The organism is Pararhizobium arenae, assembly GCF_001931685.1.
GTDB lineage: Bacteria > Pseudomonadota > Alphaproteobacteria > Rhizobiales > Rhizobiaceae > Pararhizobium > Pararhizobium arenae.
On record NZ_MOOY01000002.1, the window covers coordinates 454,422 to 471,332 of the forward strand.

A 16,911-nucleotide genomic window follows, 5' to 3' on the forward strand; every position below is an offset into this window, starting at 1 on the left:
TTTTTTCAGCAGAGTCCGGCGCTTTCGGAGATGTTCGCTCCAGCTTTTGCGACATCGCAACCGTTCGAAAAGTGCACATGACTACTTTTTCATCCACCCACATCCTGCAAACCGTGCCGTTTGCCTGATTTTTGAACGCGATTTTTCTTCAGCGAAGATAGAAATTTGTGAGCGCTTTCAATCCAGGCGGCTGAACCTAAACATCAGCAAAATTGCTTTGACGATCGCCCGGATGCCGCTTATCGCAGACGCCGAAAGCCCACCCGCATCAAGCTTCCCCTCTGGAGACGACATGACCCTCGACCGTCTGGCTCCGGCCATCTTCGTGCTGCTCTGGTCGACAGGATGGGTGATGGCGAAATATGCCGCGATCTATGCCGATCCGCTGACTTTCCTCGTGCTCCGTTACGTGCTGGCTGGTGTGCTCTTTGCAGGCTTCTGTTTCGTCAGCGGTGTGCGCTGGCCGAAAAGCTGGGGGCTGGCAGGCCATGCCATCGTCTCCGGCATGTTCCTGCATGGGTTCTATCTCGGAGCTGTGTGGTGGGCCGTGGGCCAGGGCGTTCCCGCTGCAATCTCCGGCATTATTGCCGGGCTACAGCCGTTGATGACGGCATCGGTCGCACCCTTCCTGATCGGCGAGAGACTTTCATCCCCACAGAAGCTCGGCCTTGTGCTGGGTTTTATCGGCATTGCCGTCGCCGTCGTGCCGAAGGTGCTGGCCCTTGACAGCGCCAGTGCGATCCCGGCGTTTCCCGTGCTGATCAACGTCATCGGCATGGCGTCCGTCACCTACGGCACGATCTACCAGAAGCGGTACCTGCAGGAGAGTGACATACGCTCCACGGCAACGTTGCAATATATCGGCGCGCTGATCGTGACGCTGCCGGCTGCCTATCTGCTCGAAGACATGCGCGTGGATTGGGGCATCGAACTCTTTGCCACTCTGGCCTGGGGCGTGCTCGGCGTTTCCATGGGCGCGGTGTTGTTGCTGCTTTATCTCATCGGCCGCGGGCAGGTGTCGAAGGCGGCTTCGCTGATCTATCTCGTGCCGCCGCTCGCGGCACTCGAAGCTTTTCTGATCTTCGGCGAAGCGCTGACGCTGCCGATGATCGTCGGTACCGTGATCGCCGTGCTTGGTGTCTATCTGACCAACCGCAAAGCTGATCCTGCTGCCCAAAGCGCATGACGAATAAACGAAAAACGGCGGGACCAGGCCCGCCGTTTTCATATCTCTGTGAGGAGGCTTACGCTTCTTCGCGACGCTGGCTGCCGCCCTGACGACGCTGGCCCTGCTGGCCACCATTGCCGCCGCCGGCGTTGCCGCCGCGGTTGCGCCACTGGCCCTGCTTCTGGCCGGGGCGACCGCCGCGATTGCCGCGCTTAGCGACAGCAGCCTCGTGAGCCGCCTGCGCTGCCGGGCCCTGGCCCTTGCGATGCTGCTTCTTCTGCTGCGCGTTGGCATCGACCAGCAGTTCGTCGCCGGCAAAGGCGCTCGGAGCCGTGCGCTCAGCACGCGGTGCGTTGTCGCTGCCGCCCTGCGGGCGGGCGCGGCGCTGGTTGTGACCGTCGCCGGTCGCGCGCTGGGCGTTGCGGGCGCCATTGCCGCCGCGCGCACCCTTCGGGCGGGCACGGTCAGCCGGGACTTCGCCGCTGGCGACAGCGATGTCGATCTTCATCAGACGCTCGATGTCCCGCAGCAGGCGGATTTCATCCGGGGCGCAGAAGGCGATTGCAATACCGTCACGGCCGGCGCGGGCGGTACGGCCGATGCGGTGGACGTAGGCGTCCGGCACTTCCGGCAGATCGTAATTGTAGACGTGGGTGACGCCTGGAATGTCGATGCCGCGGGCGGCAACGTCGGTGGCGACGAGAACGCGAATGTCACCGTCGCGGAACGCCTTGAGCGCACGCTCACGCTGGCCCTGGCTCTTGTTGCCATGGATCGAGGCAACGGAGAAGCCGGTATGCTCGAGATGCTTCATCAGCTTTTCGGCGCCGTGCTTGGTGCGCGAAAACACCATGGCGCGGCCATCGGGGTTTTCGTTCATGGTCTTCTTGAGGATTTCGGTCTTCTGGCTGGCACCGGCGACGAAATGAACATACTGCTCGACCTTGTCGGCAGCCTTGCCCGGAGGCGAAACTTCGACGCGCTTCGGGTTGCTCAGATATTCGCTGGCCAGTTCTGCAATCGCCTTCGGCATGGTGGCCGAGAAAAGAAGCGTCTGGCGGTTTTTCGGAACGAGCTTGGAGATCTTGCGCAGGTCGTGGATGAAGCCGAGGTCCAGCATCTGGTCGGCCTCGTCGAGCACCAGATAACGGCCCTGCGTCAGGGTTACGGCGCGGCGGTTGACGAGGTCGAGAAGGCGGCCGGGGGTGGCGACGAGGATATCGACGCCGCGGGCCAGCTGCTCGGACTGCTTGTTGATCGAGGCACCGCCAACGACGACGCCGACCTTGATCGGGGTTTTCTTGACGAATTCCTTGAGGTTTGCGGCGATCTGGTTCACCAGTTCGCGGGTCGGGGCAAGGATGAGGGCGCGGATATTGCGCGGGTCAGGGCGCTTGCCGTCGGCCATCAGCTTCTCGATCATAGGCAGGCCGAAAGCGGCCGTCTTGCCGGTGCCGGTCTGGGCGAGACCGATCAGGTCATGGCCTTCCATCACGAGCGGAATAGCTTCAGCCTGGATCGGCGTCGGCTTTTCGAACCCCAGGGCGGTCAGGGTCGAAAGAACGTGCTCGGAGAGGCCAAGGTCTTTGAAAGTGGTCAATGTATTACCTTTTCGGGGGCGCAAAACGAATTTCGCCGGAACTGCACCATGCGGTTCCGGTTTCGCTTCGCGTCAAGAACCCCGCGTGATTTGGGAACTTGTGGGTTGATTAAGCTGTCTGCGCTGCATCCGGCCACGTTCGGCAGGACATTCTCTTGGTGCGCTTATCCTTCGTTACGGATCGGTAAAATCCCGCAGGGCTCGCTCACGCGGCGGCCAGAAGGTGACGCTGCGCCTCATGTCGTTGTTTTCAGGCGAAAAGTCAAGAGATCGTTTTTTGCAGGTGCGAAGAGCAGCCTTGCTCTCAGCGCATGACGAGTTCGAAATCGGCGAAGGCCAGGGCGTTGCCGTTGAACAGGATTTCGATCCGGTGCGTGCCGGGGTAATACTGGCGGGTCGTAATCGGGCGGATCGCGTGCCTTTTGGAGAGTTCGACGGTTTCACCGGGTCGAAGTTCAAGGCTCTTCCATTTGAAGACTTTTGGCGAGAGCGTGCCGTTGGCCTTTTGGTGATGCACCGCATAGTCGATCATCACCTGATGTGCGGAATAGGCGCTACTGGAGAGAGAAAGGGAAAACTCGATCGCATCTCCGAAGATCACCTGCGGCGTTGCGATCGCAAGCTCGGCACGAATGGAATCCAGTGCGCCAAAGCCGAAGTTGGCAAGCGCCTTTCCGTGTCCCCTCTTCAGAAGCGTGCGGGAAGCGTGGCGCAGAAGCCTTGTCCGTTCCACGGAGGCGTCGCTGACATGGGCTGCGACAAAGTCCGCGACCAGATCGGGGTGATCCTTGGCGATATCGTTCAGGCTGTTGGCGACGGATCGACGCACGTAGTCCTCGGGATCGTCAAGGAGAGCTTCGAGGATCGGCAGGATCGGGTGCGGATCGGCGATCAGCTGGGGCAAGCGCATGGCCCAGGGCAGGCGGGGTCGGGTTCCTTCGCTGGAAAGGCGTCGGACATGGTGGTTTCGGTCGCCGACCCAACTGCTGATCTCCGACAATGCCCGCGGCTGATCCGCATGGATGAAGGCCCGGATGCCGAACTCGGCGGTAAAGTGCGGCGTCAATTCCTTGAGCAACGCCAGCGAGATTTCGAAGTCTCCGAGCCCCTTGCGTGAGATATACTGGTTGACGGGGAGCAGCATCCAGCCTGTCAGGCCGGCCCGGTTCTCCCGGGGCAGGCTTGCCGACAGAAGTGCAGCGGCTTCCGGAAAATCCTCCGGCAAGGTCGCTTCGAGCGCGTCGCAGATTTGCAGCGAGCGCTGCATCAGTTCGAGGCTCTCCATGGTCTTCGTGGCGTCGGCGACGAAACGCTTGCGATCGAATGTGCTGTCATGGCGTCCGATATGGCTGGCCATGGTCTCGACGAGAGCGGGGTGAAGCAGGTTCTTGAGCGGTTCGGCCATGATCGTCCTGTGCTGTTCCGGAAAACGATAAACACTCTTGAGGCGAGAGAACAGAGCCGCACCTCTCCCGGAGCATTTTGCACAACGCCAAGGAACCTTCTTTTTGATCGCAGCGTTGGATTCTCTACGTGCGTCATTTGGCGATACCGTTCTGTTGCGTCGTCATCGGTCGCGCGGCCGTAGAACTTCAAACGAAAACCTGCTCGAGGAGTGAGATATGACGACGACCTGGATACTTGCCGCCGATGGAAATCAGGCTCGCCTGCTGAAGGGCGTGAATTTCCTGAAGGACGAGCCCCAGAGCCCCGAACAGGAAATCTTCCAGATCAAGACCAAGCGGGTGCAGGACATCATGGCCGACAAGCCGGGGCGCAGCCATTCCTCCGTCGGACATGGTCGCTCAGCGATGGAATACAGCAGCGATCCGGCCCGGGAAGAGCAGCAGAAATTTACTGCTGAAGTTGCCAGCAAGCTCGATGGCTATGCGCAGGAAGGGGCCTTCGATAGACTCGTTGTTTGCGCTGCTCCCCAGACGTTGGGCGATTTGCGCTCGATGCTGTCCCCCGCCACGCGAGACAAGACGACAGCCGAGATCAACAAGGATTTCAGCAATTTGCCAACTGAGAAGCTGATTTCATCGGTCCGCTCGGTGATGTTCGAGCAGTAGCCGCAGTGTCCTTCTCCCCGCATGCGGGGAGACGGTGCCCGAAGGCGGATGAGGGGCATGTTGCGCGCTACCGCGGACGGCTGATCAAAAATCCGTCGGAACCCCACCTTCAGCCTTGCGCCGCGCAACGAAGGCATCAAGCTCTTCCTCGATGGCCGGATCGAGTGGAGGGCGCTCGTATTCGTTGAGCTTTTCCTTGAAGATCCGGTTGGCGTGGTCGTAGGTCGTGGGGCGGCCGGCTTCGGTCCAGGTCTCGAAATTGCGCCAGTCTGACAGAATCGGTGAATAGAAAGCGGTCTCGTAACGGGCAAGCGTGTGGGGCGTGCCGAAGAAATGGCCGCCCGGACCGACATCGCGGATCGCATCAAGCCCCAGGGCATCGGGGCTGACATCCAGCGGCTTCAGGAATTCCGCCGCCATCTGCAACATATCGACGTCGAGAATGAACTTCTCGAACGACGCCGTCAGGCCGCCTTCGCTCCAGCCGGCCGCATGCATGATGAAGTTGCCGCCACCCTGCGTCAGTGCCCAGAGAGACAGGGCCGATTCATAGGCTGCCTGCGCATCGAGCGTATTCGAGGCATTGGTGTTCGAGGTACGGTAGGGAATGCCGTAGCGTCGGGCGAGCTGGCCGCCCGCGATTACCGCCTTCATGTATTCCGGCGTGCCGAAGGCAGGCGCACCGGTCTTCATGTCGACATTCGAGGTAAAGCCCCCATACATGACAGGCGCTCCACGGCGAACCATCTGCGTGAAGGCGATGCCGGAGAGAGCCTCCGCATTCTGCTGCACCAGTGCGCCGGCAATCGTGACCGGTGCCATGGCGCCCGCCAGCGTAAACGGCGTGACCACCACCACCTGATTGCGCGCCGACATCTCCATGATGCCCTGCAGCATCGGCCCGTCGAGCCTGAGCGGCGACGAGGTGTTGATGATGGTGAACAGCGACGGTTCCTGCTCCAGCCGGTCTGCCGAGATGTCGCGGCCGATGCGGACGATCTCCAGCGCATCGAGGTTGCGCTGCCTGCCGAGCGAATAGGCGTGGAACACCTTGTCGGTGAGCTTCACCATGTCCGAGAGACAATCGAGGTGGCGCACCGAGGCATGGATATCGACTGGCTCGACCGGATAGCCGCCCGTCGTATGAATGATGTCATAGGACTGCGCGAGCTTCACGAGCTTGCGATAATCTTCCTGATTGCCGGCACGACGACCGCCGTCGCGATCTGCCACGAAAGGGGCGCTGGCGATTTGAGCGAAGACGAGGTTGTTGCCGCCGATCTCAACATTGCGGACCGGGTTGCGGGCATGCAGCGTGAAGCCGGAGGGGGCGGAGGCGATCATTTCCATGATCAACCCACGATCGAAGCGCACGCGGTCGGTTCCGGGCGTGACCTTTGCGCCGGCGGCCTTCATCAGGCTGCGGGCTTCCGGCAGGATCACATCCATGCCGATCTCTTCGAGAACCGTCAGCGAAGCCTCATGGATGGCCTCAATGGTTTCGTCATCGACAACCTTGGTCTTCGCTACCGTATTGACCAGATTGAGATATTTGGAACCCCCAACACTTTTGCGGGAGCGTTCGCCGCCGCGTCCGCCGGTTCGTCTGCGGCGCTCGACGGGCGCATCGGTTTCGGTGAGGGAAGGCGGCGTCACTTCGTTTTCGCTCATGGCTTTTCCATCGGTTGGGCTCGTCGCAAGACTGCCGATTCACGCCGGAAAATGCGCTTCCATTTGCGACAGCAAGCTCCCAAGACAGAAAACTGGCGGGTCGCCTCAGTCCACTTTTGCCCCGCAGAGCATCTCGCGCTTGCCCGCGAAGCCCTTGCGCCGCTCGACGGTAAATCCGGCGGCTTGCAGGTTCCGCCGCACGAAACCGGCCGCGGCATAGGTCGCGAACGTGCCGCCAGGGCGCGTATGATCATGGACAAGCTGCATCAGTTCCGCCGACCACATATCCGGGTTTCGCGAAGGTGCGAACCCATCGAGATACCACGCATCGAACGTTTCTCCGAAACGTCCAATCTGTTCCAGAGCCGCGCCGCAAACGACCGTGAGCCGCCCATTCGGCGCAAGCTCAAGCGTGACATGCCCGGCCGGGTCGTCCGGCCATGCGGTGCAAAGGGCAAGCCTTTCCCGCTCGATTTCCGGCCAGTGGGACAGTGCGCGGTCGATGTCCGCGCGTCGCATGGGAAAGCGTTCGAAGGAGACGAAATGCAGCTTGCCGTGAACGCCGGTTTCCCGAAACTGTCGCCAGGTCTCGCAGAAATTGAGCCCGGTGCCGAAACCGAGTTCGCCGATGGTGAATTCGGCATTGTCAGCAAAACGATCGGGCAGACGATTTCCGGCCAGGAAAACATGGCCGCATTCCAGCCGGCCATCCGTGCGGCAATAAAAGTGATCGCCAAATTCCTGCGAATAGGGCATATCGCCTTCATCCCAGGTCAAGGTCTGGTGATCGGGTGCCGTGCCTGTTTCAGGCGCCGGCGCGGAGTTGTTTTCCAGTAGGCTGTCGGTCATTCGCGAAGCGTTAATCCCGGCAGGCGGGAAGGTCAATCAGTGACGGATGTCTTGATCGTCGGTGGCGGCATCATGGGGTTGTGGGCGGCGGTGAAAGCCGTTCGTGCCGGGCTCTTCGTGCATCTTGTCGAGCGCGAACGGATCGGGGCCGGTGCCAGCGGTGGGCTTGTCGGCGCCCTTATGCCGCATATGCCGGACAGGTGGAACCCGAAGAAGCAGTTTCAATTCGAAGCGCTGGCGTCGCTTGAGGCGGAAATTGCGCCGCTTGAGGCAGAAACCGGATTGTCCGCAGGCTATCGCCGCAGCGGCCGGATCATGCCGCTCGGAAAGCCGCATCTTCGCACCATCGCCTTGCGTCACGAGCAGGAGGCGGTGACCAATTGGCATCAAAGCGGGTCCACCTTCCTCTGGAACGTCCAAGACAGTCCGGATGTCATCGGGTGGCCTGCCGCTGAGGCCTGTGAGCACGGGGTCGTGCTCGATACGTTGGCAGCACGGGTTTTTCCCCGGTCGTTTCTCAACCTTCTGAAGACTTGGCTGGAGCGACAACACGATATCATTGTGGAGGAAGGAACTGGCGTCGACCGGCTTGAGCTGGGCTGTGGTCGTGCCACGCTGTCCGATGGTCGTGTGATAACGTTCGACCACTGCATTCTCGCAAACGGCGTCGATCTGTTTAAGACGACGGATTGTGTGACGACGTCCGGTCTGGCGACGCCGCCACTGGGCGTTCCGGTCAAGGGGCAGGCGGCTCTGCTTGACGCAGGTATCGATCCCGCTCTGCCGGTCGTCTTCCAGGATGGTCTGTACATCATCCCGCATGAAGGCGGTCGGGTTGCGATCGGTAGTACCAGCGAGGATAAATTTGACGAGCCTCTCTCGACGGATGCCCAACTGGATGTCTTGATTGAGCGTGCCCGCGCCTTTGCGCCCTGTCTTCGGGATGCACCCGTCATCCAGCGCTGGGCTGGGCTTCGCCCGAAGGCGATCGGCCGAGATCCCATCGCCGGCCGCCACCCCGACCATAAAAGCCTGCATCTTCTGGGTGGAGGGTTCAAGATCAGTTTCGGGATTGCGCATCGGCTGGCGGAGGCTGTTATCGATCGCATATCAGGGAAAGCTGCGGCCCTTCCGCCATCGTTCGAGCTTGCGCATCATTTCGCCTTGAGGCGCTGACAACGAGAAACCCCGCTCGAAAGCGGGGCCCAATTTCCTCTTCCTAAACGGTTACATCCAGTACGGAGGAACGCCGTAATAATCGTAGACACGGCGACCGTTTTCCTTGTTCCAGTCGTAGTCCTCGTCGCCCTGGTACTTGGGTGCGTTCTCGACCTGTTCGCGCGTCACGTCCGTGCGGTACCCGCCGAGGTTCTCGTCGTAGGACAGCTTTGCCCACGGCAACGGGTAATGGTCTTCACCAAGGCCGAGGAAGCCGCCGAAGGCGAGAACGGCATAGGATACGCGGCCGGATCGCTTCTCGATGATAACGCGTTCGATGGAGCCGATATGTTTGCCATCGGCGCCGTAGACCCGAGTGCCTTCCACCTTGTCGCTTGCGATCAGGTCATGGGTCTCGCGGATCGTCGCATCCTTGCGGCCATCGCCAAATTCCGAGCTTTGATAGGTCATGATGTTTCTCCCTTTTTCATAGTCCGAAAGAAAAACGACCCAATCTGCGAATGGTTCCGACCAAACTGCCCGCTCTTTTCGCGGAACTCGTCAAAGAACTCGTAACTTACGCGCGTGATACGACCTCATACTGCCGTCTTTGTCGTCCTGTCACGAACATCGTCTATTGGCTGAAGCAGAAATCCGAATCAAGGAACTGCAGATGCGGTACGCGATCTATTACACGCCTTCGATACACGATCCGCTCTCCGTGGCTGCTGCGAGTTGGCTGGGGCGGAATGTCTATTCGGGCGAGGCGATCGAGCCGCCGTCGATTCCCGGCTTTAGCCTGCAAGAGATTGCATTCCATACGGCCATTCCCCGTCGTTACGGCTTTCATGGAGCGATCAAGGCGCCGTTCAGGCTGAACCCGGATGAAACCGAGGCGAGCCTGCTCAAGTTCATGATGCAGTTTGCAAGCGCTGCGACGCCTTTTGAAATTCCGCGGCTGGAAGTCGCCCGGCTGGGTAACTTTTATGGCCTGATGCCGTCGGTGGAATGCGCGGAGATGAACTATCTCGCGGCCTCCGTGGTGGAGGCTTTCGATCGCTTCCGGGCGCCGCTTTCGGAAGCCGAGATCGAGCGCGATTCCGACTCACTGACCGCACCGCAGTTTGCCAACCTCTATCGGTGGGGTTGCCCCTATGTGATGGACGAGTTCCGTTTTCACATGATGCTGACGGGCGCTCTCAACCCGAGCGTGAGGCCGCGATTCGAAGCCGCACTGCGCGACTATTTCGAGCCGTTCCTGATCGAGCCGGTGAAGGTATCCAGCCTCGCGCTCTTTATCGAACCCGAGCCGGGCGCGCCGCTGCGCGTGCATTCCCAGCATCCGCTGGGTAAGCTTTCAGCGCATCAGCTTGCGGCCCGCCGCAGCGCGCAGCCGGGTGCTGCGCCTCAGATCGCCGCCGAACATCTGGCCGCACGGACGGTGCGCCTCCAGGCACGCTGAGGCCTATCGGCCGCCGGCCGACAGGCGGTTGAAAAACCATAATTTCATCTCGACTTTCCGGTTTCGGGTGCTACCGTCCCGGTGAAATCGAAGGGTGAAATGATGGTTGAAAAAGCTTATCCGCGCGATCTCGTCGGCTATGGACGCAATCCTCCCAAGGTGCGCTGGCCGGGCGACGCAAATATCGCCGTGCAGTTCGTGGTGAACTACGAAGAGGGCGGCGAAAGCTGCATTCTGGATGGCGAAAAGGGTTCCGAGTCGCTGCTGTCGGAGATCGTCGGCGCACAGTCCTGGCCGGGGCAGCGCAACCTCAACATGGAATCGATCTACGAATATGGCTCGCGTGCCGGCTTCTGGCGGCTGTGGCGCCTGTTTACGAGCCGCAACGTCGATGTCACCGTCTATGGCGTGACGCTCGCCATGGCCCGCAACCCCGAAGCCGTCGCCGCCATGAAGGAAGCCGGCTGGGAAATCGCCAGCCACGGTTATCGCTGGCTGGAATACAAGGATTTTCCGGAAGAGGAAGAGCGCAAGCATATTCTCGAGGCCGTGCGGCTGCACAAGGAGCTGACGGGATCGCACCCGCTCGGCATGTATCAGGGCAAGCCTTCGGACAACACGCTGAAGCTGGTGCTGGAGGAGGGTGGCTTCCTCTATTCGAGCGACAGCTATGCCGACGAACTACCCTATTGGGTGCCGGGCCTCACACCGGAAAAACCGCACCTGATCATTCCCTATACGCTCGACGCCAATGACATGCGCTTTGCCACGCCGCAGGGTTTCAACGCCGGCGACCAGTTCTTCACCTATCTCAAGGACACGTTCGATGTACTCTACGCGGAAGGTGCCGAAGGCAGCCCGAAGATGATGAATGTCGGCCTGCACTGCCGTCTCGTCGGCCGTCCGGGCCGCGCGGCGGCTCTCGCCCGTTTCGTCGATTACGTGCTGGGGCATGAGAAGGTCTGGATACCCAAGCGCATCGATATCGCTCGCCATTGGTATGAGCACCACAAGCCGGAGGGAGCGCTCTGATGTCTGGCAAACAGGATTTCGTATCCCGCTTCGGCGGCATCTTCGAGCATTCCCCCTGGGTCGCGGAGCGTGCCTATGATGCACGGCCCGACATGCCGATCACGGCAGAGGACGTGCATGCCGGCATGGTCGTCGCCTTCCGCAACGCAACGGAGACGGAACGGCTGGACGTTTTACGCGCCCATCCCGATCTTGCCGGCAAGCTGGCCGTTGCGGGTGAGTTGACGGAAGATTCGAAGGCCGAGCAGGCATCCGCCGGTCTTGATCGCCTGAGCGCTGCCGAGCACGCGCGTTTTACCGAACTCAATGCTGCCTATATGGAAAAATTCGGTTTCCCCTTCATCATCGCCGTGAAGGGGCTGACAAAGGACGATATTCTCGAAGCCTTCCAAAGCCGCGTCGGCAATACGCCGCATCAGGAGTTTGAAACGGCAGCTGCGCAGGTCGAGAAGATTGCCTGGCTGCGCCTGCAGAGTTTGTTGCCCGGAGCGCAGAATGCCTGAGCCTTCGCAGGTTCTGTCGATCGAACCTTTGACATCAGCCGCCTTCGCACCCTTTGGTACCGTGATAGACGCCGATCCATCGAAGATGCGGCTGATCAATGGGGGCACGACAGAGCGGTTTCATGCGCTTGGCCGCGTGGATGTTACGGGCGAAGGCGCTTCCGTGATCATCAACCTCTTTCGTGGCCAGCCGCGCAGTTTCCCCTATGTCATTGAGATGATGGAGCGGCACCCGCTCGGCTCGCAGAGCTTTTCGCCGATTGGCGGAGGCCCGTGGCTTGCCGCCGTTGCGCCGGACGAGAACGGCAAGCCCGGCAAGCCGCGCGTGTTCCGCGCCAGCGGATCGCAGGGCGTGAACTACGGCCGCAATGTCTGGCACCATCCGTTGATTTCTGTTGGTTCGGTCAGCGACTTCCTCGTCGTCGATCGCGAAGGACCCGGCAACAATCTGGAAGAGTTTTTCTTCGAACATCCCTATGTTATCGAAAGCCCTTGAGGGCTGCGACGGAGACCATTCATGAGCAAGACCGGCCGTCTCACCACCCATGTCCTCGACACAGCCCTCGGCAAACCCGCGCGGGGGCTGAAGATCGATCTCTACCGCATCGATGGCGAAGCGAAGGCGCTGCTGCGCAATGTCTCGACCAACAGCGACGGTCGTGTCGATGGCCCGATGCTGGAAGGCGAGGCTTTTGTCGCAGGCACCTACGAACTGCTCTTCTACGCCGGTGATTATCTGCGTGGTACCGGAGCGGCGCTGCCGGAGCCGGCCTTTCTCGACCTGATCCCGCTGCGCTTCGGCATCGCCGATGCCGGCAGCCACTACCACGTGCCGCTGCTGCTTTCGCCTTTCAGCTACTCGACTTATCGGGGTAGCTGATCAGATTCTTGACATCGGGCGAGACTTGTACGATTTATTGTACAAGTTTCTTTCGGAGGTGCTCATGCGTACCGTGATGTTTTCCAAGGCTCGCGAAGAGCTTGCAGGCCTTCTTGACGAAGTGAGCCAGGATCGTGTGGCGGTCGAGATCGTCCGCCGCAACAAGCCGTCAGCCATCCTGATCGACAAGGATGAGTACGAGGGCATGCTGGAAACGCTGCACCTCATGTCTTCACCGGCGAATGCGAAGCGTCTGATGCAGGCCATTGAAGACGTTAATGCCGGCAAAGTCGAATTTCACGACCTGATCGACCCTTAATAATTCTAGGGAGATCGAATGGTCGGAACGGCTGCGACACGTTTGGGCTGGGAGCCGGAGGCCTGGAAAGAGTATCTTTACTGGCAGCAGGCCGATCCAAAAATGGTCGAGCGCATCAACGAGTTGATAAGGGATGCCTTAAGACATCCCTTCGAAGGCATAGGCAAGCCGGAACCTCTGCGAAACCAACTCAAAGGCCAATGGTCGCGGCGCATTACGCAGGAGCATCGGCTGGTTTATCGCGTCGAAGGAAATGATGAGAACAGGACGCTCATCATTCTCCAATGCCGTTTCCACTACTGATCATTCCGCAATCACGCTGCCATCGATGTCGCGGATATCGCGTTTGCCGCAAAGGGCCATGGTGATATCCAGTTCCTTGCGGATGATGTCGAGCGCCTTGGTGACGCCCGCCTTGCCGCCCGCGCCGAGGCCGTAGAGGAAGGGGCGGCCGATATAGGTTCCCTTGGCGCCGAGCGCGACCGCCTTTAGCACGTCCTGGCCCGAGCGGATGCCGCCGTCGAGGTGGATTTCAATCCTGTCACCGACGGCATCGACGATTTTCGGCAGCATGCTGATCGAGGAGGGAGCTCCGTCAAGCTGGCGCCCGCCGTGGTTGGAAACGATGATCGCATCGGCACCGGTGCGCGCCGCCATCTGGGCGTCCTCGACATCGAGAATGCCTTTCAGAATCAGCGGGCCGCCCCACATGTCCTTTATCCAGGCAACATGATCCCAGGAAAGTTGAGGATCGAACTGTTCGGCTGTCCACACGGAGAGCGAAGAGAGGTCGGACACATTCTTGGCATGACCGACGATGTTGCCAAAACTGCGGCGCTTAGTGCCCAGCATCTGCATGCACCAGAGCGGGCGTGTTGCCATCTGCCAGATATGTTTCGGGGTGAATTTCGGGGGCGCCGAGAGGCCGTTGCGCACGTCCTTGTGGCGCTGGCCAAGAATCTGCAAATCCAGTGTCAGCACCAGCGCGGAGCATTTCGCGGCCTTGGCGCGGTCGATCAGGTTCTTCACGAAATCCCGGTCGCGCATCACGTAGAGCTGAAACCAGAAGGGCTTTTTCGTCACCGAGGCGACGTCTTCGATGGAGCAGATGCTCATGGTCGAGAGCGTGAAGGGAACGCCGAACTCTTCCGCGGCCTGCGCCGCCAACATCTCGCCATCGGCATGCTGCATGCCCGTCAGGCCGGTCGGCGCGAGCGCGACAGGCATAGAGACGTTCTGTCCGATCATCGTCGATTCCAGCGAGCGGTTGGTCATATCGACCAGCACGCGTTGGCGCAGCTTTACCTTTTGGAAATCGTCCTCGTTCGCCCGGTAGGTGCTCTCGGTCCATGCCCCGCTATCCGCATAGTCGAAGAACATTTTCGGGACCCGACGCTTGGCGAGGGCTTTGAGATCGGCGATTTCGAGCGGTGTGGACATGGCAAAACCTCTGGACGTCTTGCCTCCGCAATATCACGTCCGGGTTCTGCTTGTTAAGGGTGAAGAGTAAAAGAGGTAAAATAATTTTACCTCTTCGTGTATTCAGCTTTGAAGGCTGCCTTTCGAAGCGATGCCAGCCACGTAGGTTTCGACAATGGCCCGGTCATCGCCCAGCGTTTGCAGCAGGAAGAGCTCCTCGGCCAGGGAATTGACCACTTCCGCCTTCACGGCCATGGCCGGCGTTGCAGCCATGTTGAGCACGATTAAATCGGCATCGGTGCCGGCGTCCAGCGTGCCGATCCTGTCGGAGAGCGACAGCGCTTCGGCGTTGCCGAGGGTCATGTGGTAGTAGCTGTCGAAGGGGTTCAGTCGCTCGCCCAGCAATTGCTGGATCTTGTAGGCCTCGTCCATGGTTTTCAGCATCGAATAGCTGGTGCCGCCGCCGACATCGGTGGCGACCGAAACGCGCACGGGCTTTTCCCGTCGCATCAATTCTTTCAGCGGAAAAAGGCCGGAGCCGAGGAAGAGGTTGGATGTCGGGCAGTGGACGGCGATCGAGCCCGTCTCGCTCATCACGTCGCGCTCGCGCTCCGACAGATGGATGCAGTGGCCGAAAAGGGATTTCGGGCCGAGCAGGCTGTAGCTGGCGTAGATGTCGGTATAGTCGTCCGCTTCCGGGAAGAGCGAGCAGGTGAAATCGATCTCGTCGCGGTTTTCCGAAAGATGGGTCTGGATGTGCAGGTCCGGAAATTCTCGGGCGAGCGTTTGCGCCGCCGACATCTGTTCCGGCGTCGAGGTGATCGCGAAGCGCGGGGTGATGGCGACGTGGTTGCGGCCTTTGCCGTGCCATTCTTCGATCACCGCGCGGGTTTCGTCGTATCCCATCTCAGGTGTGTCGAGCAGGCCCTGCGGGGCGTTGCGGTCCATCATCACCTTGCCGCCGACCATGCGCATGTTGCGCTTCAGGGCCTCTCCGAAATAGGCGTCGGCGGAGGTCTTGTGCACGGAGCAGTAGGCGACGGCCGTCGTGGTGCCGTGGCGGATCATCTCGTCATAGAAGAAGCCGGCGATGCGCTGCGCATGGGCGCTCTCGACGAAGCGGCACTCCTCCGGGAAGGTGTAGGTGTTCAGCCATTCCAAGAGGTTAGCGGCATAAGAGCCGATCACCTGCATCTGCGGAAAATGCGCGTGGGTATCGATGAAGCCGGGCACGACCAGATGCGGACGGTGATCAATCTCGATAACATCGGCCGGGGCATGTTCACGGACGGTGGAGTAGGACCCGCTTGCGAGGATAATGCCATCGGCAACCAGCAGCGCGCCGTCGCTCTCGTAGCGGTAAGCCCCGCTATCATCCATGGCGAGTGGTGCGCGCAAAAAGCTCAGCGTTCGGGCGCGGATCAGCGTCGTCATTCGGTCTTGCCTTCCGTCGCGGCGCTTTCAAACCAGGCGGTCAGCAGGGCGCGCTCTTGGCTGGTCATGTCGGTGATATTGCCGGGCGGCATGGCGTGGCTGCGGCCGGCCTGAATGTAGATTTCGCGCGCATGGGCGGCAATCTCTCCGTCCGTTTCCAGCATTACGCCCTTGGGCGGGCGGACGATGCCTTCATAGACTGGTTCCGCCGCATGGCACATGCTGCAGCGGGTGGAGATGGTGTCCTTCACGGCCGGAAAATGCGCGTTCGAGGCGAACTGCTGGAAGGCCGGCGAAACGGCGGCAGTGTCTTCCTCCGGCATCAGCTTCGGCGCCGTCGAAAGCCACATGATCAGGATGAAGAGGATCAGCGTCACCAGCCAGGTCCAGGCCGGCTTGCCCTTGCGAGCATGGGTGGTGTTGAACCAGTGGCGGATCGTGACGCCCATCAGGAAGACGAGGGCTGCGATGATCCAGTTGTTGGCCGTCGCAAAGGCCAGCGGATAATGGTTCGACAGCATGAAGAAGATGACGGGCAGCGTCAGGTAGTTGTTGTGCAGTGAGCGTTGCTTGGCGATGACGCCGTATTTCGGATCTGGCGTGCGCCCGCCGATCAGGTCTGCGACGACGACGCGCTGGTTCGGCATGATGATGAAGAACACGTTCGCCGACATGATCGTCGCGGTAAAGGCGCCAAGATGCAGGAAGGCGGCACGGCCGGTAAAGACCTGCGTATAACCCCAGGCCATGGCGACGAGCGCCACGTAGAGGATGATCATCAGCGTCCAGGTGTTCTTGCCAAGCGGCGACTTGCAGAGAAGATCGTAGAAAATCCAGCCGATGGCGAGCGAAGCCATGGAGATGAGGATGGCCTGGGTTGAGGTGATGTCGAGCACATGCCGGTCGATGAGGAACAGGTCCGCGCCGCCGTAATAAACCAGACAGAGCAGGGCGAAGCCGGAAAGCCAGGTGGCGTAACTCTCCCATTTGAACCAGGTCAGGTGCTCCGGCATCGAGGCGGGGGCCACGAGGTATTTCTGGATGTGGTAAAAGCCGCCGCCATGCACCTGCCATTCTTCGCCATAGGCGCCGACGGGCAGGCCCGGCCGCTTCACGAGGCCGAGGTCAAGGGCTATGAAATAGAAGGATGAGCCGATCCAGGCGATGGCGGTGATCACATGCAGCCAGCGGACGGCAAAGGCCAGCCATTCCCAGGCGATGGCGTATTCGTACATTCAGTTCCCCTTTCATCCCCCGCTCCGGCACATTGCGAAAATTTTGGCCATGAGGGAAGGGCAAAATCCACAACGTGGTGCGGATGTTCGGCGCTTCAATGCGCCTTTT

18 protein-coding genes are annotated in these 16,911 nt (G+C 60.4%); 10 read left to right on the plus strand and 8 right to left on the minus strand.

The window, feature by feature from the left end; all coding sequences use genetic code 11:
- Nucleotides 1–292: 292 nt before the first annotated feature.
- Nucleotides 293–1,186: a DMT family transporter gene (locus BLX89_RS05525; RefSeq protein WP_075289643.1), complete on the plus strand. Its 894-nt coding sequence runs from the start codon at nucleotides 293–295 to the stop codon at nucleotides 1,184–1,186.
- Between the two features lie 58 nt (nucleotides 1,187–1,244).
- Here the strand turns inward: BLX89_RS05525 and BLX89_RS05530 are convergent, their stop codons facing one another.
- Both BLX89_RS05530 and BLX89_RS05535 read right to left on the minus strand, forming a co-directional pair.
- On the minus strand, nucleotides 1,245–2,768 hold the full coding sequence (locus BLX89_RS05530) for a DEAD/DEAH box helicase (RefSeq protein ID WP_075289644.1): 1,524 nt from the start codon (nucleotides 2,766–2,768) through the stop codon (nucleotides 1,245–1,247).
- Between the two features lie 304 nt (nucleotides 2,769–3,072).
- On the minus strand, nucleotides 3,073–4,173 hold the full coding sequence (locus tag BLX89_RS05535) for a DNA alkylation repair protein (RefSeq protein ID WP_075289645.1): 1,101 nt from the start codon (nucleotides 4,171–4,173) through the stop codon (nucleotides 3,073–3,075).
- A gap of 217 nt (nucleotides 4,174–4,390) precedes the next feature.
- Here BLX89_RS05535 and BLX89_RS05540 point away from each other — a divergent pair, with 217 nt between their 5' ends.
- Complete coding sequence (locus BLX89_RS05540; protein WP_075289646.1) at nucleotides 4,391–4,840, plus strand: host attachment protein; 450 nt, start codon at nucleotides 4,391–4,393, stop codon at nucleotides 4,838–4,840.
- A gap of 84 nt (nucleotides 4,841–4,924) precedes the next feature.
- Here BLX89_RS05540 and BLX89_RS05545 read toward each other — a convergent pair whose 3' ends face one another.
- Together BLX89_RS05545 and mnmC2 are read right to left on the minus strand one after the other, a co-directional pair.
- Complete coding sequence (locus BLX89_RS05545) at nucleotides 4,925–6,511, minus strand: trimethylamine methyltransferase family protein (RefSeq protein WP_075289647.1); 1,587 nt, start codon at nucleotides 6,509–6,511, stop codon at nucleotides 4,925–4,927.
- A 105-nt stretch (nucleotides 6,512–6,616) separates the two neighbouring features.
- Nucleotides 6,617–7,360, minus strand: coding sequence for a tRNA (5-methylaminomethyl-2-thiouridine)(34)-methyltransferase MnmC2 (mnmC2, locus tag BLX89_RS05550; RefSeq protein WP_083637336.1), 744 nt, complete (start codon nucleotides 7,358–7,360; stop codon nucleotides 6,617–6,619).
- Nucleotides 7,361–7,399: 39 nt separating this feature from the next.
- Between mnmC2 and BLX89_RS05555 the strand changes: the two genes are divergently transcribed.
- Nucleotides 7,400–8,536 carry an NAD(P)/FAD-dependent oxidoreductase gene (locus BLX89_RS05555; RefSeq protein WP_075289648.1) on the plus strand — a complete coding sequence of 379 codons (1,137 nt, stop codon included), beginning with the start codon at nucleotides 7,400–7,402 and terminating at the stop codon, nucleotides 8,534–8,536.
- Between the two features lie 51 nt (nucleotides 8,537–8,587).
- On the opposite strand, the gene BLX89_RS05560 is transcribed toward BLX89_RS05555, so the two are convergent.
- Complete coding sequence (locus BLX89_RS05560; protein WP_075289649.1) at nucleotides 8,588–8,989, minus strand: PRC-barrel domain-containing protein; 402 nt, start codon at nucleotides 8,987–8,989, stop codon at nucleotides 8,588–8,590.
- A 202-nt stretch (nucleotides 8,990–9,191) separates the two neighbouring features.
- Here BLX89_RS05560 and BLX89_RS05565 point away from each other — a divergent pair, with 202 nt between their 5' ends.
- From BLX89_RS05565 to BLX89_RS05595, 7 genes are all read left to right on the plus strand, one after another.
- Entirely contained in the window at nucleotides 9,192–9,980 is a 789-nt protein-coding gene (locus BLX89_RS05565; protein ID WP_075289849.1) for a DUF1045 domain-containing protein, read from the plus strand.
- Nucleotides 9,981–10,082: 102 nt separating this feature from the next.
- Nucleotides 10,083–11,012 (plus strand): allantoinase PuuE, encoded by a 930-nt coding sequence (puuE, locus tag BLX89_RS05570; protein WP_075289850.1) that lies wholly within the window; start codon nucleotides 10,083–10,085, stop codon nucleotides 11,010–11,012.
- Nucleotides 11,012–11,515, plus strand: a complete 504-nt coding sequence (gene uraD, locus BLX89_RS05575) for a 2-oxo-4-hydroxy-4-carboxy-5-ureidoimidazoline decarboxylase (RefSeq protein WP_075289650.1) — start codon at nucleotides 11,012–11,014, stop codon at nucleotides 11,513–11,515. The genes puuE and uraD overlap by 1 nt, the downstream gene beginning before the upstream one ends.
- On the plus strand, nucleotides 11,508–12,011 hold the full coding sequence (locus BLX89_RS05580; protein ID WP_075289651.1) for an ureidoglycolate lyase: 504 nt from the start codon (nucleotides 11,508–11,510) through the stop codon (nucleotides 12,009–12,011). The genes uraD and BLX89_RS05580 overlap by 8 nt, the downstream gene beginning before the upstream one ends.
- A 21-nt stretch (nucleotides 12,012–12,032) precedes the next feature.
- The gene (uraH, locus tag BLX89_RS05585) at nucleotides 12,033–12,395 is read left to right on the plus strand and encodes a hydroxyisourate hydrolase (RefSeq protein WP_075289652.1); all 363 of its coding nucleotides are present in this window, start codon (nucleotides 12,033–12,035) and stop codon (nucleotides 12,393–12,395) included.
- Between the two features lie 64 nt (nucleotides 12,396–12,459).
- Nucleotides 12,460–12,714: a type II toxin-antitoxin system Phd/YefM family antitoxin gene (locus BLX89_RS05590; protein ID WP_075289653.1), complete on the plus strand. Its 255-nt coding sequence runs from the start codon at nucleotides 12,460–12,462 to the stop codon at nucleotides 12,712–12,714.
- An 18-nt stretch (nucleotides 12,715–12,732) separates the two neighbouring features.
- Complete coding sequence (locus BLX89_RS05595) at nucleotides 12,733–13,017, plus strand: Txe/YoeB family addiction module toxin (protein ID WP_075289654.1); 285 nt, start codon at nucleotides 12,733–12,735, stop codon at nucleotides 13,015–13,017.
- On the opposite strand, the gene BLX89_RS05600 is transcribed toward BLX89_RS05595, so the two are convergent.
- The 3 genes from BLX89_RS05600 to puuD all read right to left on the minus strand — a co-directional run bounded on the left by BLX89_RS05600 (nucleotide 13,018) and on the right by puuD (nucleotide 16,802).
- Entirely contained in the window at nucleotides 13,018–14,154 is a 1,137-nt protein-coding gene (locus BLX89_RS05600; protein WP_075289655.1) for an alpha-hydroxy acid oxidase, read from the minus strand. It abuts the gene before it with no gap.
- Between the two features lie 102 nt (nucleotides 14,155–14,256).
- Entirely contained in the window at nucleotides 14,257–15,567 is a 1,311-nt protein-coding gene (gene guaD / locus BLX89_RS05605; RefSeq protein ID WP_075289656.1) for a guanine deaminase, read from the minus strand.
- Nucleotides 15,564–16,802 (minus strand): urate hydroxylase PuuD, encoded by a 1,239-nt coding sequence (puuD, locus tag BLX89_RS05610; RefSeq protein ID WP_075289657.1) that lies wholly within the window; start codon nucleotides 16,800–16,802, stop codon nucleotides 15,564–15,566. The genes guaD and puuD overlap by 4 nt, the downstream gene beginning before the upstream one ends.
- Nucleotides 16,803–16,911: the final 109 nt, after the last annotated feature.

Bases quoted from the DNA above. Each gene is read 5' to 3' on its own strand.
- BLX89_RS05525 (WP_075289643.1), top strand. From the start codon at position 293: ATGACCCTCGACCGTCTGGCTCCGGCCATCTTCGTGCTGCTCTGGTCG.
- BLX89_RS05535 (WP_075289645.1), bottom strand. From the start codon at position 4,173: ATGGCCGAACCGCTCAAGAACCTGCTTCACCCCGCTCTCGTCGAGACC.
- BLX89_RS05540 (WP_075289646.1), top strand. From the start codon at position 4,391: ATGACGACGACCTGGATACTTGCCGCCGATGGAAATCAGGCTCGCCTG.
- BLX89_RS05545 (WP_075289647.1), bottom strand. From the start codon at position 6,511: ATGAGCGAAAACGAAGTGACGCCGCCTTCCCTCACCGAAACCGATGCG.
- mnmC2 (WP_083637336.1), bottom strand. From the start codon at position 7,360: ATGACCGACAGCCTACTGGAAAACAACTCCGCGCCGGCGCCTGAAACA.
- BLX89_RS05560 (WP_075289649.1), bottom strand. From the start codon at position 8,989: ATGACCTATCAAAGCTCGGAATTTGGCGATGGCCGCAAGGATGCGACG.
- BLX89_RS05565 (WP_075289849.1), top strand. From the start codon at position 9,192: ATGCGGTACGCGATCTATTACACGCCTTCGATACACGATCCGCTCTCC.
- puuE (WP_075289850.1), top strand. From the start codon at position 10,083: ATGGTTGAAAAAGCTTATCCGCGCGATCTCGTCGGCTATGGACGCAAT.
- uraD (WP_075289650.1), top strand. From the start codon at position 11,012: ATGTCTGGCAAACAGGATTTCGTATCCCGCTTCGGCGGCATCTTCGAG.
- BLX89_RS05580 (WP_075289651.1), top strand. From the start codon at position 11,508: ATGCCTGAGCCTTCGCAGGTTCTGTCGATCGAACCTTTGACATCAGCC.
- uraH (WP_075289652.1), top strand. From the start codon at position 12,033: ATGAGCAAGACCGGCCGTCTCACCACCCATGTCCTCGACACAGCCCTC.
- BLX89_RS05590 (WP_075289653.1), top strand. From the start codon at position 12,460: ATGCGTACCGTGATGTTTTCCAAGGCTCGCGAAGAGCTTGCAGGCCTT.
- BLX89_RS05595 (WP_075289654.1), top strand. From the start codon at position 12,733: ATGGTCGGAACGGCTGCGACACGTTTGGGCTGGGAGCCGGAGGCCTGG.
- BLX89_RS05600 (WP_075289655.1), bottom strand. From the start codon at position 14,154: ATGTCCACACCGCTCGAAATCGCCGATCTCAAAGCCCTCGCCAAGCGT.
- guaD (WP_075289656.1), bottom strand. From the start codon at position 15,567: ATGACGACGCTGATCCGCGCCCGAACGCTGAGCTTTTTGCGCGCACCA.
- puuD (WP_075289657.1), bottom strand. From the start codon at position 16,802: ATGTACGAATACGCCATCGCCTGGGAATGGCTGGCCTTTGCCGTCCGC.